Raw genomic sequence first — 25,901 nt, 5'->3', positions numbered from 1 at the left:
CGCTCACGCGCCCCGCCCGGCCTTGGCGGCGGCCTCGCGCACGTCGGCGTAGGTCAGCGCCGCGTCGATCAGGCCGCGGAACAGCGGGTGCGCGCGGGTCGGGCGGGACCGGAACTCCGGGTGCGCCTGGGTGCCGACGAAGAACGGGTGCGTGTCGGCGTCCAGCTCGGCGTACTCGACGAGCCTGCCGTCCGGGGACAGCCCGGAGAACACCATGCCGACCTTCTCCAGCGGTTCGCGGTAGGCGTTGCCGACCTCATAGCGGTGGCGGTGGCGCTCGCTCACCGTTCCGGTGCCGTACAGCCCCCGCACGATCGACCCCTCGGCGAGCCGGGCGGGGTACAGGCCGAGCCGCATGGTGCCGCCCATGTCGCGCTCGCCCGCCACCACGTCCTCCTGGTCGGCCATGGTGCTGATCACCGGGTCGGCGGTCTCGGGGTCGAACTCGGTGCTGTCGGCGCCCTCGATGCCGGCCAGGTTGCGGGCGGCCTCGATGACCATGCACTGCATGCCCAGGCAGATGCCGAGCAGCGGGACCTGCCGCTCGCGGGCGTGCCGCACCGCGCCGAGCTTGCCCTCGATGCCGCGCACGCCGAAGCCGCCGGGGATGAGCAAGCCGTCCACGCCGTCGAGCTCGCGCTCGGCGCCCTCGGGGGTCTCGCAGTCGTCGCTCTTGACCCAGCGGATGTTGACCCGCGCGTCGCAGGCGAACCCTCCGGCGCGCAGCGCCTCGGTGACCGACAGGTAGGCGTCGGGCAGGTCGATGTACTTGCCCACCAGCGCGATCGTGACCTCCTTGGCCGGGCGGTGCACCCGGCGCAGGAGCTGGTCCCACTCGTGCCAGTCGACGTCGCGGAACGGCAGGCCGAGGCGGCGGATCACATAGGCGTCCAGGCCCTCGGAGTGCAGGACCTTCGGGATGTCGTAGATGCTCGGCGCGTCCACGGCCGACACCACGGCGTCCTCGTCCACGTCGCACATGAGGCTGATCTTGCGCTTGAGCGAGGTGGTGATGGGCCGGTCGGAGCGGCAGACGATGGCGTCGGGCTGGATGCCGATGCTGCGCAGCGCGGCGACCGAGTGCTGGGTCGGCTTGGTCTTCAGCTCGCCGCTCGGGCCGATGTACGGCAGCAGCGAGACGTGCAGGAAGAAGACGTTGTCCCGGCCGACCTCGTGGCGGACCTGGCGCACGGCCTCGAGGAAGGGCAGCGACTCGATGTCGCCGACGGTGCCGCCGACCTCGGTGATGACCACGTCCACGTCGGGGCCGGCCATGCCGCGGATGCGGTCCTTGATCTCGTTGGTGATGTGCGGGATCACCTGGACGGTGTCGCCGAGGTACTCCCCGCGCCGCTCTTTGGCGATGACGTTGGAGTACACCTGGCCGGTGGTGACGTTGGCCGAGCCGTGCAGCTCGGTGTCCAGGAACCGCTCGTAGTGACCCACGTCCAGGTCGGTCTCGGCGCCGTCGTCGGTGACGAAGACCTCGCCGTGCTGGAAGGGGTTCATGGTGCCGGGGTCGACGTTGAGGTAGGGGTCCAGCTTCTGCATGGTGACCCGCAGGCCGCGGAGCTTCAGCAGGCGCCCCAGGCTCGAGGCTGTCAGCCCTTTGCCGAGACTGGAGGCGACGCCTCCGGTGACGAACAGATGCTTGGTGTTTGCGGCGCTGCGCAAGGAGGGTCTCCCGTGGTCCGTTCTGATCGTGGCCGTCCGACGGGCGACCTCGTGTCCACGGGCTCTCAGGATATCAAAGGACGCTCGCGAAGTGCCCGAACGGTCCGGGGCGTCCGTTCCCTGCATGCTAACCAAGCGGTAACTTTTCCGGTTATGTCACCCCGTGATGCACTACGCCGGATCATCAACGGCCTCATCCACCGCGCGTGGGCCGCGATCCGCGCGACCGGAGCGGTCACGCCCAAGACCCCGGCCGGGTACCGCTTCCGCCGCCTCGGCGAGGGGGCGTGCCTGTCGTTCCCGCAGGGAGCGATCTTCGGGGAGGCGTGGATCGAGATCGGCGACCACACGCTGGTCGGGGAGCGCGTCTCCATCTCGGCCGGCATGGGCCCGGGGGTCGACCTCGGCCCCCGCTCGATCGTCCGCGTCGGCGGCGGCTGCTCCATCGGGCGGGGCAGCCACATCGTCGGCCACCAGTCGATCGACATCGGCGACGACGTGTTCACGGGACCGTACGTCTACATCACCGACCAGAACCACGTGTACGACGACCCCGAGCTGCCCATCGGCCGCCAGTGGCCGCGCAACAACCCGGTGTCCATCGGGTCCGGCTCCTGGATCGGGGCCGGGGCGGTCATCCTGCCCGGCACCCGCATCGGCAGGCAGTCGGTCGTCGCCGGCGGCGCGGTGGTGCGCGGCGAGTTCCCCGACCACTGCGTCATCGCCGGCGTCCCGGCCCGCGTCGTGCGCCGCTACACCCCCGAAACCGGCTGGCACTCCCCCTCCGAAGGTCCACCGCCCCCCGGTGGCTCTCCTTCTCCGGCCGACCTCGCGGCCCCGGAGATCCTCGCGGCGCCGAACGGTCCCGCGATCCCGGACGACCCCGCAGGCCTGGACGACCCCGCGGACCTCGACGACCCCGCGTTCCCGGACGACTCCGCGATCCTGGACGACTCCGCGGGCCTGGACGACCCGGCACTCATGGACGACCACTCGCCCGTCCCCGGACGGATGCCGGCGCCGATCCCCGCGCCGGTCGCGGCACCCGCGTCCGCGCCGATACCCGAGCCGGTCTCCGAGCGGGCCGCCTCGCTGCCCACCACCTGACCGCCGGCCGCCCGGCACGCATCGTCCGGTAACGGACCTGGACCGGGGCGGTCGCGCGGGTTACCGTCGCGGCATGCGGACGGGAATCAGTGACATGTTCGGGGTCGAGTTCCCTCTGTTCGCCTTCAGCCACTGCCGGGACGTGGTGGCCGCGGTGACCAACGCGGGCGGGTTCGGCGTCCTCGGCGCGGCGGCCCACTCCCCCGAGCAGCTCGACCGCGAGCTGTGCTGGATCGACCGGCAGGTGCGCGGCCAGCCGTACGGCGTGGACGTGCTCGTCCCCGCGCGCATCGACCGGGCGGCGGCCGACCCCGCCGAGCGGCTGCTCGACCACATCCCCGAGGTCCACCGCGACTTCGTCACCCACCTGTTCGCCAAGTACGGCGTGGGCAAGGGCAAGCCCTTCACGCTCGGCTCGGTCGGCGGCCACGCCGACGAGGTCGGGCGCCGGGTCACGCACTCCGGCGCGACCGGTCTGGTCGACGTGGCGCTCCGGCACCCGATCCGCCTGATCGCCAGCGCGCTCGGCCCGCCGCCCCCGGCCATGGTCGCCAAGGCCCGCGCCGCCGGAGTGCCGATCGCCGCGCTGGTCGGCACGGTCGAGCACGCCCGCCGCCAGGTCGCCGAGGGAGCCGACCTGATCGTCGCCCAGGGCACCGAGGCCGGCGGGCACACCGGCGAGGTGTCCACGATGGTGCTCGTCCCCCAGGTCGTGGACGCCGTGGCGCCGATCCCGGTGCTCGCGGCGGGCGGCGTGGCGAACGGCCGGCAGATGGCCGCGGCGATGGCCCTCGGCGCCGAGGGCGTGTGGTGCGGCTCGGTCTGGCTCACCACCGAGGAGGCCGAGACCCCCTCGGTCGTCAAGCGCAAGATGCTCGCCGCCACCTCCCTGGACACCGTGCGGTCGCGGGCGCGCACCGGCAAGCCGGCGCGGCAGCTCGTCTCGGCCTGGACCACCGAATGGGACGAGGCCCCAGAGAGCCCCGGGCCGCTGCCGATGCCCCTGCAGATGCTCCTCGCCGAGGGGGCTCTGGCCCGCATCGGCGACGCGGCCGAGAACGGCGAGCCGGGCGCCCGGGAACTGGCGAACTACTTCGTCGGCCAGGTCGTCGGCCAGCTCGACCAGGTCAAACCGTCCCGCCAGGTCGCCTACGAGATCATCGAGGAGTTCGCCTCGGCCGTCGACCGGCTGCGGCGCATCACCGGCGCCTGATCCCACCGCCGCCCGTTCGAACACTCACACGACTTCGCGGCGCCGTGCTTGACGGCGGGAACGATGGGCATCTGCTCATTCGTCTTCTCCATCGGAAAGCATGGAAAGGTGGAGGTGCGATGCTCGCGGCGCTGACCGGTCTCGGGCTGTCCACGGCCGCGGGGCTCAACGCCTACATCCCGCTGCTGGTGGTCGGCCTGCTGGCCAATTTCACGAACGCCGTACGGCTGCCGCACGACTACGCGTGGCTGACCAACGGGTGGGTGCTGGCCATCATCGGGGTGCTGCTGGTGGCCGAGATGGTGCTCGACAAGGTGCCGGTCGTCGACCACGTCAACGACATGATCCAGACGGCTGTGCGTCCCGCCGCCGGTGGCGTGGCCTTCAGCGCCACACAGGCGGCCTCGCAGCTCGACCACTCCACCTGGATGGCGCACAACCCCTGGGTGAGCTGGGTGCTCGGCATCGGCGTCGCCCTGGCGGTGCACGTGATGAAGGCCACGGCCCGGCCGGTCGTCAACGTCTCCACCGCGGGCGTCGGAGCCCCGGTGGTCAGCACCATGGAGGACGCCGGGTCGCTGGGCATGAGCCTGGTCGCCGTCTTCTTCCCGGTGCTGGTCGTCGTGGGGCTGGTCGTGCTGGCCGTCCCGGCCTGGTGGGCCTTCCGCCTCCTGCGCCGGCGCCGCGCCCGCAAGATGGCGTCCCGCCTCCCGCAACCCTCGTGACCGCCCCGACACCACAGGACCACGCGGCGATCGGGATCCACCGCGGCCGGCTGCGGACCGGCATCGGTTCGCAGGCGGACGTCGAGCTCGATCTTCGCAAGGTCATCCGTTGGCCGGGCGCCGCCGGCGACGTCGAACACCCGGCCGAGGCCCGCGTGAGCGCGGGGCCTCGGCCGCTCGGTGGTCAGTGGACGGTCGTCAGCGGACGGCGCATCAGTGGACGCCGGCCTCCCGCATGTCGCGGACTTCGCGTTTGAGCTCCTTGATCTCGTCGCGGAGGCGGGCGGCGACCTCGAACTGCAGGTCGGCCGCGGCGGTGTGCATCTGCTCGGTCAGCGACTGGACCAGCGACTCCAGCTGGGCCCTCGGCATCTCGCCGGCGATGGCCTTGGCGTGCTGGCCGGTCTGGCGGGCGCTCAGCCCCGGGACCGGCGCCTTGCCGCGGCTCTGCTGGCGGCCGCCGCCGAGGAGCTGCTCGGTGTCCGCGTCCTCCCGGACGAGGGAGTCGAGGATGTCGGCGATCTTCTTGCGCAGCGGCTGCGGGTCGACGCCGTTCGCCTCGTTGTAGGCGACCTGCTTGGCCCGGCGCCGGTTGGTCTCATCGATCGCGCGCTCCATCGAGGGCGTGACCCGGTCGGCGTACATGTGGACCTGGCCGGAGACGTTGCGCGCCGCGCGGCCGATCGTCTGGATCAGGGAGGTCTCGCTGCGCAGGAAGCCCTCCTTGTCGGCGTCGAGGATGGCCACCAGCGACACCTCGGGCAGGTCGAGGCCCTCGCGCAGCAGGTTGATGCCGACCAGGACGTCGAACTCGCCCATGCGCAGCTCTCGGAGCAGCTCGATGCGGCGCAGCGTGTCGACCTCGCTGTGGAGGTAGCGCACGCGGATGCCGAGCTCGAGGAGGTAGTCGGTGAGGTCCTCCGACATCTTCTTGGTCAGGGTGGTGACCAGGACCCGCTCGTCCTTCTCGGCGCGCTCGCGGATCTCGTGGACCAGGTCGTCGATCTGCCCCTTGGTCGGCTTGACGACCACCTCGGGGTCGACCAGGCCCGTGGGGCGGATGACCTGCTCGACGACCTCGCCCTTGCTGCGGCCGAGCTCGTAGGGCCCCGGCGTGGCGGACAGGTAGACGGTCTGCCCGATGCGCTCGAGGAACTCCTCCCACTTGAGCGGGCGGTTGTCCATGGCCGAGGGCAGGCGGAAGCCGTGGTCGACCAGGGTGCGCTTGCGCGAGGCGTCGCCCTCGTACATCGCGCCGATCTGCGGCACGGTCTGGTGGGACTCGTCCAGGACCAGGACGAAGTCCTCGGGGAAGTAGTCGAGCAGGGTGTTGGGCGCGGTGCCCGCCTCGCGGCCGTCGATGTGCCGCGAGTAGTTCTCGATGCCGGAGCAGGTGCCGACCTGGCGCATCATCTCGATGTCGTAGGTGGTGCGCATGCGCAGCCGCTGGGCCTCCAGCAGCTTGCCCTGCTTCTCCATGGTGGCCAGGGTCGCGGCCAGCTCGGCCTCGATGTCGCCGATCGCGCGCTCCATGCGCTCGGGGCCGGCGACGTAGTGGGAGGCGGGGAAGATGTAGAGCTCCTCGTCCTCGGTGATGACCTCTCCGGTGAGCGGGTGGAGCGTCGCCAGCTTCTCGATCTCGTCGCCGAACATCTCGATGCGGACGGCGAGCTCCTCGTACTGCGGGATCACCTCGACGGTGTCGCCGCGCACGCGGAAGGTGCCCCGGGTGAAGGACAGGTCGTTGCGGGCGTACTGCATGTCGACCAGGCGGCGCAGGAGCTGGTCGCGCTCGATCTGCTGGCCGACCTTGAGCCGGACCATGCGGTCGACGTACTCCTGCGGGGTGCCGAGGCCGTAGATGCACGACACCGAGGCCACCACGACGGTGTCGCGGCGGGTCAGCAGCGAGTTGGTCGCCGAGTGCCGCAGCCGGTCGACCTCGTCGTTGATCGAGGAGTCCTTCTCGATGTAGGTGTCGGTCTGCGGGACGTACGCCTCGGGCTGGTAGTAGTCGTAGTAGGAGACGAAGTACTCGACCGCGTTGCCGGGCAGCATCTCGCGAAGCTCGTTGGCGAACTGGGCGGCGAGCGTCTTGTTCGGCTGCATCACCAGAGCGGGGCGCTGGAGCCGCTCGATGAGCCAGGCCACGGTGGCGGTCTTGCCGGTGCCCGTGGCGCCCAGCAGGACGTTGTCCTTCTCCCCGGCCTTGACCCGCCGCTCGAGCTCGGCGATCGCCGTCGGCTGGTCGCCCGAGGGGGTCATGTCGGTGACGACCTGGAAGGGCGCCACCCTGCGCTGCAAATCTGTTACCGGCCTCACATCTCCATAACCTACGCGCCGCCACCGACAATTCCGCCGCCGCGACGGCGGCCGGCCGCGATCGGCGTCGCCAAGCCCGGCACTGGCCTCCGGTTTACCCTCCCGTTACCATGACCACGGGGCTTACTGATCGTCGAGGCGGGGCGGGCGCCATGGAGCGCATGGGCAGGTTCGTTGCTTGGGTCGGCAAGAACGCCGACGGCGTCATCGCCCTGGTGCTGGCGGTCTTCATCGCCTTCCTCGGCCTGACCGCGAGCGACGAGATCATGGGCCAGCCCAAGAGCGAGCTGATCAGCGGGGTGACCCTGCTCGTGCTGGGCCTGCTCACCGCGGCGATCCTGCGCGACCGGTGGCGGCAGGAGCCCATGGAGGAGACGATCAAGGAGAACTTCCGCACGACCTCCGGCGCGCTGGCCGACCTTCCCGCGCGCCTCGACCGGCTCACCCACCTCGAGGCGGTCGTCCACAGCGCCAAGCGCGTGCTCGACGACCTGCAGGTGGTGCAGGTGCTCAACGGCGCCGACGAGATCGCCGAGGCACACGCCGAGGCGCGGCGCTCCACCGACCGCTGGTACTTCAAGGGCGGCACGGGCACCTACGTGCGGGCGGTGACCCTCCCCGAGCTGGTCGTGGCCGCCCGCCGCGAGCGCAAGGCCCTGCTCGTGCGCCTGGAGATCATCGACCCCACCCACCTCGGCGTCTGCGAGGCGTACGTGCGCTTCCGCCGGTCGGTGTCCGACGCGCCCGACGGCACCGGCGAGTACTGGACGGTCGACCGCACGCGCAAGGAGTCCTACGCCACCATCCTGGCGGCCTGCTGGTACCGCCAGCGGTTCAGCCTGCTGGACATCCACCTCGGGCTGGCGGCGACCATGACGACGTTCCGGTGGGACCTGTCCGCGAATCATGTGATCATCACGGTGGAGGACCCCAACCGCGCCCTGGTGACCCGGCGCGGCAGCTTCTACTACGACCACTGCGCCACCGAGCTGATCGCGAGTCTCGACCAGGCGAGGCGCGTCCCCCTGGAGTCGGCCAAGGCGACGCAGGTGGGCGAAGAGCCCACCGTCGACGAGGTGCGCAAGCTGTTCGAGGCCCTCGGGCTCGGCCTGCCGAAGGCCTACGGCGACCGCGACGTGGTCGAGATCATCCGCAAGGCCATCCGCGCGAAGAACCCCTACTCGGCATGAGGCCCGCGTGAGGTACGACGACCTGTACGAGGAGCTGGCGTCGGGCGCGGCGCCCCGCGCCCTCCCCGGCCGGGTGCTGCGCCTGCTGCGGGACATCGCGGCCGGCCGGTCGGCGATCAGGGCGGTGCGCCATCCGCTCGGGTTCCTGTGCCTGCCGGTCGAGCGCAGCGGCGAGCACGGCGTGTGCGTCCACATCTGGTCGGCCGACGTGCCGAGCGTCGCCACCACCACCTCCGGCGTCCACTGCCACAGCTGGGACCTGATCAGCTATGTCCTGTTCGGGCAGGTGCGCAACGAGCTGGCCACGGTGGCCGACCTCGCCGCCGGAGCCTCCCACCGGGTGTTCGAGGTGGTCAGCGCGGGCGATGTGGACAGCATCCGCCCCACCGGGCGCACCGTCTCCTACGCGCCGGGGGCGTCGTCGCTCTACGGCGCCGGCGAGGTCTACACCCTGCGCGCCGGGGTGTTCCACCGCAGCGTGATCCCCGAGGGCACCGACACCGCCACGATCGCGCTGGGCAACGGGCGTCCGGGCATGGCCGATCTGTCCCTCGGGCCGCTCGGCACGCGCCCCCACCGGGTGGTCCGGCGCCGCTGCGACGATGAGGAGACCGCGCGGGCCGCCCGGCTGGCCGCGGAGCACCTGGCGCGAGCATAGGAGGGTCCCGATGGATCTCGAACACGCCCGGCGGGTGGCCGTGGAGGCCGCGGAGGCCGCGGGGACGCTGCTGCGGGAACGGGCCTCGGGCACGTTCGCGATCCGCGCCAAGAACGGCGGCGACCTGGTCACCGACCTGGACGTCGCCGCCGAGAAGCTCCTGCTGGAGCGCATCCAGGCCGCCTTCCCCGCGCATCGCGTGGTGGCCGAGGAGTCCGGCGCGTCCGGGGACGCGGGCGCCGACTGGACGTGGTTCGTCGACCCGCTCGACGGCACCAACAACCTGGCGATCGGCCTGCCGCTGTACGTGGTCGGGCTCGCGCTGTGCCATCAGGGGCTGCCGCGGCTCGGCGTCGTCCACGACCCCGTCGGCGGGCAGACCTGGTCGGCGGTGCGGGGGCAGGGCGCGCTCGGCCCCCGCGGGCCGGTGCGCCGCCCACAGCGCCCGGCGGGGACGCACGGGCCGGTGCTGGCCTGGACCCAGGGGCACGAGGTCGTCCGCGACGACCCGGCCATGCGGTCGCTGAAGGCGGCGCTCGACCTGCGGGCGCGCAGAGTGCTGCAACTGTGGGCCCCGCTGCTGGGCTGGGTGATGCTCGCGCGGGGCGACATCGACGCGGTGGTGGGCTACCGCGCCGAGGCGGTCGACCTGCCCGGCGGCCTGCTGATCGCGCAGGAGGCGGGCCTGTGCGTGCGGGGGTTCGACGGCAGGCCCTTCGACGGGCGCACCGACCTGCCCGCACACCGCCGCAACTTCGTCGCCGCCGGCCCCGAGCTGATGGACGACCTGCTCGAGCTGGTCAGCGCCGCTACCTGAATCGTCCGCAGCGCTCCGGCCTGCAGGCCGGGCGTGAAGCGGACTCGCCCGTGTAGCGCGCGGCAGGGAAAGCCGCCTCGTTCGTCGTCCAGACCTGCGATGTCCCGCTCCCGGAGTCGGCCGCCGAGGTGGGGATCGATCTGGGGCTGTCCCACTTCGCCGTCACCTCCGACGGCCGCAAGGTGGACAACCCGCGTTTCCTGCGCCGGGCCGAGCGGCGCAGGCGCAAGGCACAGCGGGAACTGTCCCGTAGGGAAAAAGGCTCAGCCAACCGCCACAAGGCCAGGGCCAAACTCGCCAAGGCACACGCCAGGGCGGCCGACGCGCGCCGCGACTGGGCGCACAAGCTCTCCACCCGGATCATCCGCGACAACCAAGCGGTGTACGTGGAGAACCTTGCCGTGTCCGGCCTCGGCCGTACCCGCCTTGCCAAGTCTTCACGATGCGGGCTGGTCGCAGTTCGTGAGCATGCTGGAGTACAAGGCGGCCCGGTACGGCCGCCACTTCGCCAAGATCGACCGGTGGTTCCCCTCCTCCAAGCTCTGCTCCCAATGCCGAGCCAGAGGCGCCGCATGACGCGCTCCCCGGCGTTCAGGCCGGGGAGCGCGTCAAGCGGTGAGCAGCAGCGCCGTGATCGTGGCGGCGATGCCGGCGGCGCACAGGCCGACCCCGGTGAGCACGAACTTGAGCAGGGGCACCTTCACGGCGCGGCGGCGGCACCACTCGAACCACAGCAGCGTCGCCAGCGACCCCCACGGGGTGATCACCGGCCCGACGTTGGTGCCGATGAGCAGCGAGAGCAGCTGGTCGTGGTTGGCCGGGGGGATCACCCGCTCGCCGGCGTAGTAGGCGGGCAGGTTGTTGACCAGGTTGGACAGCCCCGCGCCGGCCGCGGCGGCGCGGTAGTCGCCCGCGGTGTCGCCCGTGCCACCGATGATCGCGCGCATGAGGTCGTCGAGCCCGTACCGGCTCAGCGTGGGCACCACGAGGAACAGCCCGGTCACGAAGACCAGCAGCTGCCAGGGGAACAGCCCCCAGGTCAGCTTGGAGCGGTCGCGCCATGCGAAGGCCGCGATCACCAGGACGGCCGCCACCGCCGCGGCCGCGCCGATCTGGACGCCGGCGAGGATGGCCGCGATGAACAGCAGGCAGGCGCCGCCCGCGACGAAGAACAGCACCCGGTCGCCCACCGGGGCCGGGGACGGCGGCTGGTACCGGTCGGCGCCCCGCTCGCCGCGCCGCCAGTAGAAGACCCACAGGAACAGCATGGTCACGGCGATGGAGGCGACCTGCGGCGCCCACATGCGCACGGCGAAGTCGCGGGTGGACAGCCCGACCCGGTCCATGGCGAGCAGGTTGGTCAGGTTGGAGACCGGCAGCAGCAGGCTCGCGGTGTTGGCCAGCCAGATGGTGGTCATCGCCAGGGGCAGGGTGGCGATGCGCGCGCGGGGCGCCAGGGCCAGCATGACCGGCGTGAGCAGCACCGCGGTCGTGTCCAGGTTCAGAAATATCGTGACAAAGGACGCGAAAGCCGTGCAGAGTAGGAAAAGAGCGGCATAGTTGCCGCGTCCGATGATCGCGAGCCGGCCGGCGAGGACGTCGAAGACGTCGGCCTCCTTGGCCAGCTCGGCCAGCACGATGACCGCGGCCAGGAAGAGCAGCAGCGGCCCGATGCGCCGCACGTTGGCGAGGGCCTCCTCCGCGGGCAGCAACCCGGTGGCCACGCATGCCAGGCCCACGGCGAGCACTCCGAGCCGGACCCAGTCCAGCACCGCCAGCCGCCGTATCACGCTGGCCATGATCGCATACCCATGAGAGATCGAAATCCTCCAAAGCCCCGGCGCAGCAGAGGATAATGGCTCCCCTGACGGCACGGCGCCCCGGGGCGGCCCTGACGAGCGGTTCCGATGAGCGGTTCCGATGAGCGGTTCTGATGAGCGGTTCTGAGGAGCGGTTCTGAGGAGCCGTACTGCCGGGCGGGACTGACGGGCGACGCGGCCGGGCCGTCGCGGCGAGCCGGCAGGCACGCCGGGGCGAGTGCGGCGCGAGCGCGGGAAAGGGCGTCGAGCACAGGGCGGTCACGCCGGGGGTCACGCCGGGTGGCGCAGGCGAGCGATGGGAGTCCGCATGGACGGTGGCGACGGCGCGCGGATCGACATCTTCGTCAGCTACTCCCCCGCCGACGAGCGGTGGGCGGGCTGGATCGCCTGGCAACTGGAGACCGCCGGATACCGCACCATGCTCCAGGCGTGGGACTTCGTCCCGGGCACCAACTTCGTCGACTTCATGGACCGGGGCGTCAGCCAGGCCAAGCTGATGGTGGCGGTGCTGTCCAACAACTACCTCGGGTCCCGCTTCGGACGGCAGGAGTGGCTCACCGCCTTCCGCGCCGACCCCGACAATCCCGGCAACCGGCTGGTGACGATCCGCATCGAGGAGTGCCCGCTCGAAGGGCTGCTGTCGACGATCACGTGGGTCGACCTGGTCGGCGTGACCGATTCCGGGCAGGCCAGGTCGCTGCTGCTCGACCGCATCCGGCACACGCTGGCGGGCCGGGCCAAGCCCGCCGAGCAGCCCGGCTTCCCCGGCGGACCGGCCAAGACCATCCCCGGCACCCTGGTGCGGGACGCGGCCGGCGGGCGTCCCGCCCACCAGGGCGCCATCGGCGTTCCCCACCCGGCGGCCGGCGCCGCGATCGGCGTGCCGCTTCCGGGCCCGGACGCCGTGAGCCGCGTCCCGGGCGAGGGCGGGGAGACGCCGGGCGCGCGGCACCGGCGCAGGACGCCCGTGACCCCGCCCGCGTTCCCGGCGGCGGCGCCCGTCCGGCGCGAACGCCAGGCGGTCACGGTGCTGCACGTCGCCGGACCGCGCTTCGGGCGCGGGCTCGCCGAGGCGGACGAGCCGCTCGGCGCCGGCGAGCTTCAGTCCAGCGTGTGGGCCGATCTGACGCGCCTGGCCGACGCCGGGGTCCCCCGTCCCGACCTGCTGCTGGTCACCGGCGACATCACCGAGTCGGGCAGCGTCCGCGAGTACGGCGAGGCGCTCGCGTTCCTGACCGGGCTGCGCGTGCTCCTCGGCCTCGAACAGCGCAGGCTGGTCATCGTGCCCGGCCCCCGTGACGTCACCAAGGCGGCGAGCCGGGCGTACTTCGCCACCTGCGAGGCAGACGACGTGGCGCCCGAGCCGCCCTACTGGCCCAAGTGGCGGCACTACTCCGGCCTGTTCAAGGACCTCTACCAGGGGCTGGCCGACCCCGAGTTCGACAGCGCCCAGCCCTGGAGCCTGTTCGCCGACCCCGAGCTGAAGGTCGTGGTCGCCGGGCTCAACTCCACCATGGCCATGAGCCACCGCGAGGAGGACGCCTACGGCCACATCGGGCAGGCCCAGGCCGCCTGGTTCGCCGAGCGCCTGCGGCCGTTCGAGGAGACCGGCTGGCTGCGCGTCGGGGCCGTCGGCCATCCCCTCTCCGCCCTGCGCGACCGGGGCACGCTCGAACGGCTGCTCGGCACCCGGCTCAACCTGCTGCTGCACGGCGGCGGCCCCGACGAGGTCGGCCACATCGGCGAGCTGCCCTGCGTGCCGTCCCTCGCGCCGGGGCGCCACCAGATCATCGAGATCACCCCCGACGGCATCCGCCGCTGGGCGCGCGACCGCGAGGAGATCACCCCGCCGGACGAGATCACCTACGACCGGCGCTCCGTGCACGGCACCTTCCCACCGGTGAGCGCCGTCGAGCAGGCCGCTTTGGACCCCTTGCAGGCCCCTCCGGACTCCGGCGCCGAGCCCGAGCGCGAGGCGAGCCCGTCGAGCCTGCTGCTGGACCGCGTCGCCGAGGTGTGCGAGACGCGCAGCGACCGGGCCAAGATCCGCAAGGTGCCGGGGGAGCCGCCGCACCTGCTGGTCACCGTCGCCGAGGACGGCTTCGTCCGCCAGCAGCTCATCGGCGCTCACGCGGGCCCGGTCTCCGCGGAGGATGTGTCGGCCTTCCTGCGCCAGGTGCACGCCGCCGGCCTGGAGCACGGCTCCGAGCTGGTGTACCAGGGGCCCGGCCCCTCGCGCGCCGTCCGCGACGACGCCCTGCGGCGCGGCGTGCGGCTGCGCAGCTTCACCGAGTTCCAGGGGCTGCTGGACCTGTCCGACCACGTCGCCGACCAGACGGCGCGGCTGGTGAGCGACCGGCGTTATCCCCCCGGCCTGTACGTCGCGCAGCGCTACCGCGAGGTCGACCGCACCGGCCAGGGCGTCCGCGACGATCTCACCGGCGAGCTGATGCGGCTGCTGGCCGCCGACCACGGCCGGTTCGTGCTGCTGCTCGGCGACTTCGGGCGCGGCAAGACCTTCGCCCTGCGGGAGGTCGCGCGCAGGATCCCCGCCGAGCTGCCCCACCTGACGCCGATCCTCATCGAGCTGCGCGCGCTGGACAAGGCGCATTCGGTGGACGGCCTGGTGGCCGCGCACCTGGCCAACCACGGCGAGGAGCTCATCGACCTCAAGGCCTTCCACTACATGCTGCGCCAGGGCCGCATCGTGCTGCTGTTCGACGGGTTCGACGAGCTGGTCACCCGGGTCACCTACGAGCGCGCGGCCGACCACCTCGACACGCTGCTTCAGGCCGCCGAGGACAAGGCCAAGATCGTGGTGGCCAGCCGCACCCAGCACTTCAAGTCGCACGCCCAGGTGCTGACCGCGCTGGGCGAGCGGGTCGGCACGCTGCCGCACCGGCGGGTGCTCAGCGTCGAGGAGTTCACCCCCGCGCAGGTGCGCGCCTATCTCGCCAACCGGTACGGCGGGGACGAGCGGGCCGCCGCCGACCGCATGAGCCTGCTGACCGGCATCTCCGACCTGCTCGACCTCGCGCAGAACCCCCGCATGCTGAGCTTCATCGCCGACCTGCCCGACGAGCGGCTGCGCGCGGTGGCCCAGGCGGGCGAGGCCATCAGCGCCGCCGGCCTGTACTCGGAGATCCTGGACAACTGGCTGCTGTTCGAGGAGCGGCGCACGCACGTGCCCGGCGCGCCGGGCGGGCTGAGCGCCGAGGAGCTGCGGCGGGCGGCGACCACGCTGGCGCTGCGCCTGTGGGAGAACGGCGAGTCCTACCTGCGGCCGTCCGAGCTCGCCGAGGTCGCCGAGACGCTCGCCGAGCCGGCCGGCGGCCGCCTGCCGGCCGGCCAGACCGCGCACGCGATGGGCACCGGCAGCCTGCTCGTCCGCACCGACGAGGGGCTGTTCGGCTTCATCCACTCCTCGGTGATGGAATGGATGGTGGCCTGCCACATCGCGCGCACGCTCGGCGAGCACCTCGCGCTGCGCCCGCTGTCGGCGCTGATGGTCGACTTCCTGTGCGACCTGGCCGACACCGGCCGGCTCCAGGCGTGGGCGGCCCGCACGCTCGCCGACCCCGCGGCCGACGACACCGCGCGCGCCAACGCCATCAAGATCACCACCAGACTGCGCACGCCCGCCAGGACCGACCTGCGGAGCGCGCGGCTGCACGGCGAAGACCTGTCCTACCGCGACTTCGCGGGGGTGGACCTGAGCGGCGCCGACCTGACCGACGCCCAGCTCGTGGGCGCCAACCTGACCCGCGCGATCCTGCGCGACGCCCGCCTCAACGGCGCGCGGCTCGACGAGGCCGTCCTCGCGGGCGCCGACCTGCGGGGCGCCGACCTGACCCGCGCCCGGCTCCCCCGGGCCGACCTGCGCGACGTCGCCACCGACGGCGGCCGCTGGGACCGCGCGGCGCTGATCGACGTCACAGCCTCCCCCACGTTGGCGGCCGCCCCCGCCCTGCGCGGCGCCGCCATCGCCCCGGGCCACCCCGTGACGCCCGAGCTGGCGCCCCCGCTCGTCGGCGTGCCCTACGGCTACCACTTCCAGAGCAGCCGGCTGCCGGAGCCGGTGGCCTACAGCCCCGACGGCGGGCTGCTGGCCTTCGGCAGCGAGGACGGCGGGGTGCTGGTGTGCGACAGCGTCAGCGGATCACCGCTGCGCACACTGCACGGTCACCGGGGGCGGGTGTACAAGGTGGCGTACGGGCCGGGGATGCTCGTCACGGGCGCCGCGGACGGCACCATCCGCATCTGGGACCCCTCCACGGGGGCCGAGCGCCTGGTCATCACCGGGCACGCGGAAGGGGTCTGGCCGGTCGTGCTCAGCCCGTCCGGCGAGCTGGTGGCCGCGGGCGGCGCCGACGGCGTGATGAACGTGTGGTCGGCGGCCACCGGTGAGCCGGTGGCCTCGCTCCCCGGGCACACCACCCCCATCTACACCGGGGTCTTCCTGCCCGGCAGGCTCGTGACCGGCGACGCGGGGGGCGCCATCCGCGTCTGGGACCTCGCCACCGGGCGTCTCAGCCACCGGCTCACCGGCCACCAGGGCACGGTCTACCGTCTCGCGCTCAGCCCGGACGGCCGCCTGCTGGCCGCGGGCGACCACACCGGAGCGGTCAAGATCTGGGATCCGGCGAGCGGCGATCTGCTGCACGATCTGCGCGGCCACACCGGCCGAGTCTATGCCCTGGACTTCCACCCCTCCGGGGACCTGCTGGTCTCCGGTGACACCTCCGGCGCCGTCCGCCTGTGGAATCCGCGCAGCGGGCGGCCGGAGGGCGCGCTGCCGAGCCACTCCGGCGCGGTCTACCAGGTGCTCTTCGGCCCCGGCGGTGACACGCTCGCCACAGGCGACAGCAACGGTGTGGTGCGCATGTGGGAGCCGGACACCGGCCGCCAGCGCGCCGAGCTCGCGGGCCACCGCGGGTCGGTGTGGCCGTTCGTCTTCCGCCCGGACGGCCGGCAGCTCGCCACCGCGAGCAACGACGGCACCGCGCGCCTGTGGGACCCCGAGACCGGCCAGTGCCGCCAGACACTGCGCGGCCACGGGCGCCGCATCACCGCCGCGCGGTTCAGCGCCGACGGCACCATGCTGGCCACCTGCGGCAACGACGGGTACGTCCGGCTGTGGGACCCGCGCACCGGACGCCGGCTGCGCGAGCTGACCGGCGCCGCCGACCGGCTCATCTCGGCGATCTTCAGCCCGGCCGGTCCGCTGCTCGCCACCGCGAGCAACGACGGCGGCGTCTACCTGTGGAACGTGGCGGCGGGCACCTTCGAGCGCGAGCTCAACGTGGAGACCGACCACGTCTGGGCCGAGGCGTTCAGCCCGGACGGCGAGATCCTCGCCACCGCCAACGACGACGACAGCGTCCGGCTGTGGTACCGCACCTCGGGACGGGAGGTCGGCAACCTCGCCGAGCACCGCGGGCGGGTGCGCTCGATCGCGTTCAGCCCGGACGGCGCCACCGTCGCCACCGGATGCGACGACCGCGTGGTGAGGTTGTGGGATGTGCATTCCGGCGCGCGGCTGGCCGCCCTCGAAGGGCACACCGACCGGGTGTACGCGGTGCGGTTCGACCCCACGGGAAGGCTGCTGGCCAGCGCGGGCAACGACGGCACCGCCCGCGTCTGGCGACTCGGCGCCGAGGGCGGCGCCTGGGCGGCCGACCCGCTGCACACGCTGAGACGGCACACCGGGCGCCTCTGGACGGTGGACTTCAGCCCGGACGGCACCCGGCTCGCCACCGCGGGCGACGACCTGGTCGTGCGGCTGTGGGACGCCGCGTCGGGACGCCATCTGCACACCCTGGTCGGCCACACCCGCCGCGTCTGGTCGGTGGCGTTCTCCCCCGCGGGCGACGTGCTCGCCAGCGCGGGCGACGACGGCGTGGTGATCCTGTGGGACCTGACCGCGGAGGTGCCGACCCAGCGGGCCACGCTCCTCGGGCTGCCGGAGGGGTGGGCGGCGATCAGCCCGGACGGCCGGTACAAGATCGAGGGAGAGGTCACCGGGCAGTTCTGGTACGTCATCGGCATGTGCCGGTTCGACCTGGGCGAGCTGGACCCGTACCTGCCCGCCGTCCGGCAGATCGCCCTGGACGCCCCCTTCTGACCCTGGCACCGGGTCCCTGAAGAGGCGGAGCCGTCTTGGTCAGGCGTCGGCGGTGCGGTGTCGCTGGATGCGGGCCCAGACCTCCTCGACCCGGGCGTCGAGGTCGTCGAGGTCGCCCTCGTTCGGGACGACGATGTCGGCGATCTTGAGCCGGTCCTCCCGGGTGGCCTGCGCCTTGATGCGGGCGACGGCGTCCTGTTCGGCCATGCCGCGCAGGCCGGTGAGCCGGGCCAGCCGCGTCCGGTCGGAGGCGTCCACCACGACGACCAGGTCGTACATCGGCGCCAGGTTGTTCTCGGCGAGCAGCGGCACGTCGTAGACCACGACGGCGTCGGCGGGCGCGGCGCGCTGCAACTCGGCCACCCGCTCGCCGACCCTCGGATGAACGATCTCGTTGAGCCGCGCGAGCTTGCCGGAGTCGGCGAACACGATCTGCCCGAGCTTCTCGCGGTCGAGCGAGCCGTCCTCGCGCAGGACCTGCGAGCCGAAGGCCGCCTCGATGAGCGCGAGCCCGCTGGTGCCGGGCTCGACCACCTCACGCGCGATCTTGTCGGCGTCGATGACCACGGCGCCCCGCGCGGCCAGGCGCCGGGCGACCTCGCTCTTGCCCGACCCGATGCCGCCCGTGAGCCCGACCTTCACCATGAACGCAAAGCGTAGCCAACGCTAGGCGGGCTTGCGCATATGGACCATGGTCAGGTGCTCGTGGACACGCTCGCGCCGGGTCTCGCGGTAGCCGAGACGGCGGTACAGGCGCAGGTTACCCTCCGACAGATGGCCGGTGAACAGGTCGAACGCCTCGACCTGGGGGCTCAGCTCGCCCTCCACGGCCTTCATCAGCGCGGTGCCGAGCCCCTGCCCCTGCCGGTCCGGGGCCACCACGAGCCGGCCGATGAGGCCGCTGCGCTCGCCGAGCCGGCCGCGTACCGAGCCGACGATGCGGCCGGACTCGACGGCCTTGAGCACCGTCGCCGACGCGATCGCCCCGCGCAGGCCCTCCAGCGACTCCACCAGCGGCGCGATGAACGGGTCTCCGTACAGCTGGGCCTCGACCACATAGGCGGCCCGCTGGAGGGTGAGGATCTCCCCGGCGTCCTCGGGCCGGGCCCGCTCGATCGGCGTCACCCGCCCACTGTAGGGGCCGCGCCCGGACGACCACACCTCGGCGGCGCGGAAAGGGCGACAGGCCGGGTTCGTGGGGAATCGCCCCCCGGGGAGCACGTCCGGGCTCCGGTGCAGCACACAGGGCCGCACAGGGCCGCACAGCACAGGGCCGCACAGGGAGGCACAGGGAGGCAAGGCGGCGCGCAGGGCCGCGCAGGGAGGGACAGGAAGGTTTAGGCGGCACGCAGGGCCGCGCAGGCAGGCACAGGGGCCGCGCAGGGGCCGCGCAGGGGCCGCGCAGGGGCCGCGCCGGGGCCGCGCCGGGCCGCACAGCGCCCGCGCGGGGGTCCTGGGACGCGAAAAGGGCCCCACCGGAGTGGGGCCCTTTCCTCGCAATCAGCGGTCGTTCAGAGCGTCAGCTCTGGCCGCCCGCCAGCTTCTCCCGCAGAGCCGCCAGGGCCTCGTCGGAGGCCAGGGCGCCCGCGGCCGGAGCCGAGCCACTGCTGGAAGAGGACGAGGGAGGCGTCTCACCGGAGTAGGACGACGGCCCCGCGGCCTCGGCCTCGTCGGCGCGAGCCTTCTCGACCTGCGTCTTGTGGGCCTCGAAGCGGGTCTGGGCCTCGGCGTACTGCCGCTCCCACTCCTCGCGCTGCTTCTCGTAGCCCTCGAGCCACTCGCCGGTCTCGGGGTCGAAACCGTCGGGGTAGATGTAGTTGCCCTGGTCGTCGTAGGTCGCCGCCATGCCGTACAGCGTGGGGTCGAACTCGACGTCAGCGCCCATCGCGCCCTCGTTGGCCTGCTTGAGCGACAGCGAGATGCGCCGACGGTCGAGGTCGATGTCGATGATCTTCACGAAGATCTCGTCGCCGACCTGGACGACCTGCTCGGGGATCTCGACGTGGCGCTCGGCCAGCTCGGAGATGTGGACCAGGCCCTCGATGCCCTCCTCGACCCGGACGAACGCGCCGAACGGCACCAGCTTGGTGACCCGGCCGGGAACGACCTGGCCGATCTGGTGGGTGCGGGCGAACTGCTGCCAGGGGTCTTCCTGCGTCGCCTTGAGCGAGAGGGAGACGCGCTCGCGCTCCATGTCGACGTCGAGAACCTCGACGGTGACCTCCTGGCCGACCTCGACCACCTCGGAGGGGTGGTCGATGTGCTTCCAGGACAGCTCGGAGACGTGGACCAGACCGTCGACGCCGCCGAGGTCCACGAATGCGCCGAAGTTGACGATCGAGGAGACGACGCCCTTGCGGACCTGACCCTTCTGCAGGGTGTTGAGGAAGGTCTGGCGGACCTCCGACTGGGTCTGCTCGAGCCAGGCACGGCGGGAAAGAACCACGTTGTTGCGGTTCTTGTCCAGCTCTATGATCTTGGCCTCGAGCTCACGGCCGACATACGGCTGCAGATCGCGGACCCGGCGCATCTCGACCAGGGAGGCCGGCAGGAAGCCGCGCAGCCCGATGTCGAGGATCAGACCGCCCTTGACGACCTCGATGACCGTGCCGGTGACGATGCCGTCCTCGTCCTTGATCTTCTCGATCGTGCCCCAGGCGCGCTCGTACTGCGCGCGCTTCTTGGAGAGGATCAGCCGGCCTTCCTTGTCCTCCTTCTGGAGGACCAGGGCCTCGACGTGCTCTCCGACCTCGACGACCTCGGCCGGGTCGACATCGTGCTTGATCGAGAGCTCGCGCGAGGGGATGACACCCTCGGTCTTGTAGCCGATGTCGAGCAAGACCTCGTCTCGATCGACCTTGACGACGGTGCCTTCGACGATGTCGCCGTCGTTGAAGTACTTGATGGTCTCGTCGATCGCGGCGAGGAAGGCCTCCTCGGAACCGATGTCGTTGACCGCTACCTGCGGGGTGCTCGAGGTGGCCTCAGTGCTGCTCGTCATGTGTGGAATTGCTCCGAACGCGGACAGATGTCGATGTGGCGGACGCGCGGCAGGCCCTCTTTTTCGCTCAAGCCGAGGATGGTCGGGATGACCCGTGGTCGACATGACCGAGCGCGAGCCCGCTCCGTCCGAGGCGCACGCGAGCCCACAGCGCAGCGATCAGCATATGAGAGTACGCGGGCGTGGTCAATCCGGCGCTCACCCGCACAACCCCGCAAGCCCCTAGTAAACGATCTTCACCCTGTCGAGCTTTGCCAGGATCTTACTCCCCAGTCGACGTGGCATGGAGACGTGCGTCGGGTCCCCGTCGGAGGTGTATCGCCTATCAGGATGCTTGTCGAGCCACCCCAGCCAGTACTCCGAGCACCACTTGCGACATTCCCCTTTTTTACCGTTTGACTGGATTCGCGGGATGTCGTACCGGTCGTAGGCCTTCGCGTAGGGCGAAATCGCCGGCTCCGCCCCGGCCAGGAAGACGGCCTGGAAATGGAAGGAGGTGCCCTTCCACTTCCCCGAGCGGGCCGTCGCCCGCTTCTTGGGGTTGCTGCCGTAGGGCAGGGCGAAGGTGGAGGAGGCGGGCGCGCCGAGCCCGGTCAGCAACCGCTCCTCGCGGGCGATCACCTCGGTCACCTTCTTGCCGGACAGCCGGTGCAGATCGGGATGGCCGAAGGTGTGGTTGGCCACCTCGAAGCCGCGGTCGACCAGCCAGCGCACCGCCGCCGCCTGGCGATCATGGGAGACCAGTCCGAAGGGGTGGTCGTTCACCCAGAAGGTCGCCACCGGCCGGAAGCCCGGATGCCGGGCGGCGACGTCGTAGATGATGCGCACGACGGTGTCCTTCTTCGGCGTGCCGGAGGAGTCCAGGGCGAAGTGCGAGGGGTGGCCGTCGTCGAAGGTCAGCACGACCGGGTGGGCGCCGGCCGGCAGGTCGATCAGCCCGGCCGCGAACTCCGCCGCCGTGATCGGCACGTAGCCGTCCGCGGCCAGCCGCTCCAGCTCCTTGCGCAACTGGGCGGGGGTGCGGTCGATGGAGGCCCGGCGCTTCTTCAGGATGCGGTGGTACATGATCACCGGTATCGCGCCGAGCTCGTTGGCCTTGACCTTCCGGGCGGACTCCACGGTCGCCGCCGCCACCGGCGCGGGGCTGGCCGGGGCCGCGGAGGCGGACGGCGAGGGGGCCGCGCGCCTCGGCTCGGGCGACCCGCCACTGAACGGCAGGACGAGCAGCGCCACCACGGCGACGATCATCACCCCGACGTTCACGATGCCGATGACGGTGGTCAGGCCGGGCGAGCTCCGCACGGTGTTCTCCTGGATCGGGCGGCTGGTCGGCATTCACCCTAGGACAGACCAATCGACCTCGTGGCGATCCAGCACACACGCCGGGCATGTGTTGAAATTTGCTTGTGAACTGGAGTCTGCGGGCCTGCGGCCGCCATGGGCACGTCACCTACGCCCCCATCGAGGAGGCGCTGCGCGGGCGCCTGCGGGCCGACACCGCTCTCGGGGAGGCGTGGCGCTGCCTTCGGTGCGGCGACTTCACCCTCGGCGAGCCGCACGGCTCCGGGCCCGCCGCGGACGCGCCCATCGTGCTGCGCGGCAAGGCGCTGCGCGACGCCACGATCCTGCGGCTGCTCGCCGTCTTCCGGTGGGCCAAGGGCCTGCTGGTGCTCGGGGCGGCGTTCGGCATCTGGCGGTTCCGCGCCCACCAGAACGCGATCGGCCTGGCCTTCGACGAGGACCTGCCCCTGCTCCAGCCGCTGGCCGACAAGCTGGGCTGGAACCTGGAGGAGTCGGGCGTCGTGCACACGCTGCGCACCGTGCTGGCCGCGGAGACCCGCACACTGACGTGGATCGGACTCGGCCTGCTGGTCTTCGGGGCGCTGCTGATGACCGAGGGCGTCGGGCTGTGGCTGCTCAAGCGCTGGGGCGAGTACTTCGCGGTGGTGGCGACGTCGCTGTTCGTCCCGGTCGAGGTCTACGAGCTCGTCGAGAAGGTCACCTGGCTGAGGGTCGTCATCCTGCTGGTCAACCTGGCGGCCGTGCTGTACATCCTGCTGTCCAAGCGGCTGTTCGGCCTGCGCGGCGGCCGCGCCGCCCACGAGGCCGAACGACACGAGACGAGCCTGCTCGAAGTAGAGACCGCCACCCTCGAAGCCACCCTCTCAGGCCACCGCCACCCCGCCCAGACCACAGGCCACTGACACGCGCGCTGTGCGCGAGGGTCCGCCGGGTCGGGCGCCGTAAATGGCGCCGCCATCACCGCGCCACGACCCGCCGACCCGGCGCCGATACCCACCAGCACCCACCGCGATAAGGCGCACCAGGCGCAGGCAGGTCCACGGCGACCGGCGTGCCGCCACACCGCAGGCCATCACCACACGCCCTCAGCACGACGGCAAGGATCGACCAGACCCGGCCAAGGTCCACACCCCGCCACGACCGGCGCGCCGCCACGCGGCACGCCATCACCACACGCGCCCGGTCCGATGACAGGGGGGCGGCCGGCGGGTGGCGTCAGTGGCCGGCGTCTTGCCAGGTGCGGCCGGTGCCGACCGAGACGTCCAGTGGGACGCGCAGGTGGTAGGCGTCGCACATCTGGCCGACGACCAGCTCGCGCAGCGGCTCCATCTCGCCCGGAGCCACCTCGAACACCAGCTCGTCGTGGACCTGCAGCAGCATGCGCGACCGCAGCCCCTGCTCGCGCAGGGCCCGCTGCACGTTCAGCATGGCCACCTTGATGATGTCGGCGGCCGACCCCTGGATCGGGGCGTTGAGCGCCATGCGCTCGGCCATCTCACGGCGCTGGCGGTTGTCGCTGGTCAGGTCGGGCAGGTAGCGGCGGCGGCCGAGGATGGTCTCGGTGTAGCCGTCGTGACGGGCCTGGGCGACGATCGCGCCGAGGTAGTCGCGCACGCCGCCGAACTCCTCGAAGTACTCCTCCTTGAGCGCGCGGGCCTCGGCGACCGGGATGGTGAGCTGGCCGGCGAGCCCGAAGTCGGACAGGCCGTAGGCCAGGCCGTAGTTCATCGCCTTGATGCGGGCGCGCAGCTCGCCGTCGACCTGCTCGGGCGGGATGTCGAACACCCGGGCGGCGGTCGCCTGGTGGAAGTCGTGCCCGGACTCGAAGGCGGCGATGAGCGCCTCGTCCTGCGACAGGTGGGCCATGATGCGCAGCTCGATCTGGCTGTAGTCGGCCGTCAGCAGGCTTTCGTACCCCTCGCCGACCACGAAGCCCTGGCGGATGCGGCGGCCCTCGGCGGTGCGGATGGGGATGTTCTGCAGGTTGGGCTTCTCAGACGACAGGCGCCCGGTGGCCGCGATGATCTGGTTGTAGTAGGTGTGGATGCGCCCGTCGTCGCCGACCTCCTTGATCAGGCCCTCGACGGTGGTGCGCAGCTTGGTCTGGTCGCGGTGGCGCAGCAGGATCGTCGGCAGCTCGTTGTCGGTCTGGGTGGCCAGGGCGGCCAGCGCGTCGGCGTCGGTGGTGTAGCCGGTCTTGATCTTCTTGGTCTTGGGCAGCCCGAGCTTGACGAACAGGATCTCCTGGAGCTGCTTGGGCGAGCCCAGGTTGAACTGCTCGCCGACGACCCGGTGGGCCTCCTCGACGGCCTGCTTGACCGCAGCGCCGAACTCGGCCTCCAGCCCGGTGAAGTAGTCGCGGTCGGCGGCGATGCCGGCCCGCTCGAGCTCGGCGAGCACCCGCACCAGCGGCAGCTCGACCTCCTGCATCAGGCGGGTGCCGCCCCGGGGCGCGAGGTGGGCCTCCAGGGCCTCGGCGAGGTCGCGCACGGCCTGCGCGCGGACGGCGAGCTCCTCCCCCGCGTTGTCGGCGGGGTCGTCGAACAGCGCCGCCTGGCCGCCGGTGTCGGCCTCGGCGCGCAGCTCGCGGTGGAGGTAGCGCAGCACCAGGTCGTCCAGCGGGAACGAGCGCTGCCCGGGCATCGCCAGGTAGGCGGCCAGAGCGGTGTCGCAGGTGAGACCGCGCAGGTCGAGCCCGTGCGCCCACAGGGCCAGCAGCGGGCCCTTGGCGTCGTGCAGGGCCTTGGGCCGCGACTCGTCGGCCAGCCACCGGCCCAGCGCGTTCTCGTCGGCCTGGGTGAGGGCGCTCAGGTCGAGATAGGCGGCGCGCTGCCGCCCCTCGCCGTCGGTGGGCACGGCGATGGCCAGCCCCTCGATGGTGCCCGTGCCGCTGCCGTAGGCGCCCTTGACCGCCAGCCCCGCGCGCCCCTCGGGCATGGCGGCCAGCCACGCCTCGACCTCGTCGGGGCCGAGGGCCGCCACCTCGACCTCGAAGCCGGACTCGGCCTCGGGCTCGGGGGTGCCGATGCTCTGGTAGAGCCGGTCGCGCAGGACGCGGAACTGCAGCGTGTCGAACAGCTTGTGGATCTCGTCGCGATCCCAGGTGCCCATCTTGAGGTCGGCCACGTCGACGTCCAGCGGGACGTCGCGGCGCAGCTCGGTGAGCTGGCGGTTGTGGATGACCTGCCCGAGGTGCTCGCGGAGCTTGTCGCCGACCTTGCCCTTGACCTCGTCGACCCGGTCGACCAGCTCGGTGAGCGAGCCGAACTCCTTGACCCACTTGGCGGCGGTCTTCTCGCCCACGCCGGGGATGTTGGGCAGGTTGTCGCTGGGGTCGCCGCGCAGCGCGGCGAAGTCGGGATACTGCGTGGGGGTGAGGTCGTACTTCTCCACGACGGCGTCGGGGTCGAAGCGGGTCATGTCGCTGATGCCGCGGCGGGTCATCAGCAGCGTGATGCGGTCGTTGACGAGCTGCAGGGCGTCGCGGTCGCCGGTGACGATCAGGACGTTCATGTCGCGCTCGGCGGCCCGGTGGGCGAGGGTCGCGATGAGGTCGTCGGCCTCGTACCCGGCGAGCGAGAGGTGGGGGACGCGCAGCGCGTCGAGCACCTCGAAGATCAGGCTGACCTGGCCGCGGAAGTCCTCCGGCGTCTCCTGCCGGTTGGCCTTGTACTGCTCGTACGCCTCGTGCCGGAAGGTGGGCTCGGACCTGTCGAAGCAGACGACGACGTGGGTCGGACGCTCGTCGCGAAGGACGTTGATCAGCATCGAGGTGAAGCCGTACACCGCCTCGGTGTGCTGGCCCTCGGTCGTCATGAGATTCGCGTCCTTCAGCGCGTAGAACGCGCGGTACGCGAGCGAGTGCCCGTCCAGCAGGAGCAGGCAGGGGCGTGAGGGGGTCGGTTCCTTCTTCGGCACACCCGCAGCCTAGTCTCCATGTACGACAGA

General features: G+C 72.0%; 16 protein-coding genes and 1 pseudogene. 9 read left to right on the top strand and 8 right to left on the bottom strand.

Annotated features, from left to right (window positions below):
- Nucleotides 1-3: 3 nt before the first annotated feature.
- Nucleotides 4-1,674 (bottom strand): CTP synthase, encoded by a 1,671-nt coding sequence (locus ABZU32_RS08285; RefSeq protein ID WP_354918885.1) that lies wholly within the window; start codon nucleotides 1,672-1,674, stop codon nucleotides 4-6.
- A 153-nt stretch (nucleotides 1,675-1,827) separates the two neighbouring features.
- On the opposite strand from ABZU32_RS08285, the gene ABZU32_RS08280 reads away from it, so the two are divergent.
- From ABZU32_RS08280 to ABZU32_RS08270, 3 genes are all read left to right on the top strand, one after another.
- Entirely contained in the window at nucleotides 1,828-2,781 is a 954-nt protein-coding gene (locus ABZU32_RS08280; RefSeq protein ID WP_354918883.1) for an acyltransferase, read from the top strand.
- 73 nt (nucleotides 2,782-2,854) lie between these two features.
- Nucleotides 2,855-3,994 carry a nitronate monooxygenase gene (locus tag ABZU32_RS08275; protein ID WP_354918880.1) on the top strand — a complete coding sequence of 380 codons (1,140 nt, stop codon included), beginning with the start codon at nucleotides 2,855-2,857 and terminating at the stop codon, nucleotides 3,992-3,994.
- Nucleotides 3,995-4,113: 119 nt separating this feature from the next.
- Nucleotides 4,114-4,719: a DUF4126 domain-containing protein gene (locus ABZU32_RS08270; protein WP_354918877.1), complete on the top strand. Its 606-nt coding sequence runs from the start codon at nucleotides 4,114-4,116 to the stop codon at nucleotides 4,717-4,719.
- A gap of 213 nt (nucleotides 4,720-4,932) precedes the next feature.
- On the opposite strand, the gene uvrB is transcribed toward ABZU32_RS08270, so the two are convergent.
- A complete protein-coding gene (uvrB, locus tag ABZU32_RS08265) occupies nucleotides 4,933-7,041 on the bottom strand; it encodes an excinuclease ABC subunit UvrB (RefSeq protein ID WP_354918874.1) in 2,109 nt (702 codons plus the stop codon).
- A 161-nt stretch (nucleotides 7,042-7,202) separates the two neighbouring features.
- Here uvrB and ABZU32_RS08260 point away from each other — a divergent pair, with 161 nt between their 5' ends.
- The 4 genes and pseudogenes from ABZU32_RS08260 to ABZU32_RS08245 form a co-directional block, all read left to right on the top strand.
- Entirely contained in the window at nucleotides 7,203-8,231 is a 1,029-nt protein-coding gene (locus tag ABZU32_RS08260) for a hypothetical protein (protein ID WP_354918871.1), read from the top strand.
- A 7-nt stretch (nucleotides 8,232-8,238) separates the two neighbouring features.
- The gene (locus ABZU32_RS08255) at nucleotides 8,239-8,889 is read left to right on the top strand and encodes a hypothetical protein (RefSeq protein WP_354918868.1); all 651 of its coding nucleotides are present in this window, start codon (nucleotides 8,239-8,241) and stop codon (nucleotides 8,887-8,889) included.
- 10 nt (nucleotides 8,890-8,899) lie between these two features.
- Nucleotides 8,900-9,706 (top strand): inositol monophosphatase, encoded by an 807-nt coding sequence (locus ABZU32_RS08250; protein ID WP_354918865.1) that lies wholly within the window; start codon nucleotides 8,900-8,902, stop codon nucleotides 9,704-9,706.
- Between the two features lie 59 nt (nucleotides 9,707-9,765).
- Nucleotides 9,766-10,282 (top strand): annotated as a pseudogene (locus ABZU32_RS08245) (transposase); the annotation flags it as partial.
- A gap of 32 nt (nucleotides 10,283-10,314) precedes the next feature.
- Here the strand turns inward: ABZU32_RS08245 and ABZU32_RS08240 are convergent.
- Nucleotides 10,315-11,505 (bottom strand): SLC13 family permease, encoded by a 1,191-nt coding sequence (locus ABZU32_RS08240; RefSeq protein ID WP_354918863.1) that lies wholly within the window; start codon nucleotides 11,503-11,505, stop codon nucleotides 10,315-10,317.
- Nucleotides 11,506-11,833: 328 nt separating this feature from the next.
- Here ABZU32_RS08240 and ABZU32_RS08235 point away from each other — a divergent pair, with 328 nt between their 5' ends.
- On the top strand, nucleotides 11,834-17,650 hold the full coding sequence (locus ABZU32_RS08235) for a TIR domain-containing protein (RefSeq protein WP_354918860.1): 5,817 nt from the start codon (nucleotides 11,834-11,836) through the stop codon (nucleotides 17,648-17,650).
- Nucleotides 17,651-17,689: 39 nt separating this feature from the next.
- On the opposite strand, the gene coaE is transcribed toward ABZU32_RS08235, so the two are convergent.
- The 4 genes from coaE to ABZU32_RS08215 form a co-directional block, all read right to left on the bottom strand.
- The gene (coaE, locus tag ABZU32_RS08230) at nucleotides 17,690-18,295 is read right to left on the bottom strand and encodes a dephospho-CoA kinase (protein ID WP_354918857.1); all 606 of its coding nucleotides are present in this window, start codon (nucleotides 18,293-18,295) and stop codon (nucleotides 17,690-17,692) included.
- Between the two features lie 21 nt (nucleotides 18,296-18,316).
- Nucleotides 18,317-18,775: a GNAT family N-acetyltransferase gene (locus ABZU32_RS08225; protein WP_354918854.1), complete on the bottom strand. Its 459-nt coding sequence runs from the start codon at nucleotides 18,773-18,775 to the stop codon at nucleotides 18,317-18,319.
- Nucleotides 18,776-19,169: 394 nt separating this feature from the next.
- Complete coding sequence (gene rpsA / locus ABZU32_RS08220) at nucleotides 19,170-20,651, bottom strand: 30S ribosomal protein S1 (protein ID WP_354846091.1); 1,482 nt, start codon at nucleotides 20,649-20,651, stop codon at nucleotides 19,170-19,172.
- Nucleotides 20,652-20,873: 222 nt separating this feature from the next.
- Nucleotides 20,874-21,986 (bottom strand): polysaccharide deacetylase family protein, encoded by a 1,113-nt coding sequence (locus tag ABZU32_RS08215; protein WP_354918851.1) that lies wholly within the window; start codon nucleotides 21,984-21,986, stop codon nucleotides 20,874-20,876.
- Nucleotides 21,987-22,057: 71 nt separating this feature from the next.
- Here ABZU32_RS08215 and ABZU32_RS08210 point away from each other — a divergent pair, with 71 nt between their 5' ends.
- A complete protein-coding gene (locus ABZU32_RS08210) occupies nucleotides 22,058-22,855 on the top strand; it encodes a DUF2127 domain-containing protein (protein ID WP_354918848.1) in 798 nt (265 codons plus the stop codon).
- A 313-nt stretch (nucleotides 22,856-23,168) separates the two neighbouring features.
- On the opposite strand, the gene polA is transcribed toward ABZU32_RS08210, so the two are convergent.
- Nucleotides 23,169-25,871, bottom strand: a complete 2,703-nt coding sequence (gene polA, locus ABZU32_RS08205; protein ID WP_354918845.1) for a DNA polymerase I — start codon at nucleotides 25,869-25,871, stop codon at nucleotides 23,169-23,171.
- Between the last annotated feature and the right edge of the window lie 30 nt (nucleotides 25,872-25,901).

It is taken from the genome of Sphaerisporangium sp. NPDC005288, from assembly GCF_040607475.1.
Taxonomy (GTDB): Bacteria; Actinomycetota; Actinomycetes; order Streptosporangiales; family Streptosporangiaceae; genus Sphaerisporangium; species Sphaerisporangium rhizosphaerae.
This window is presented reverse-complemented; position numbering and strand designations above follow the sequence as displayed.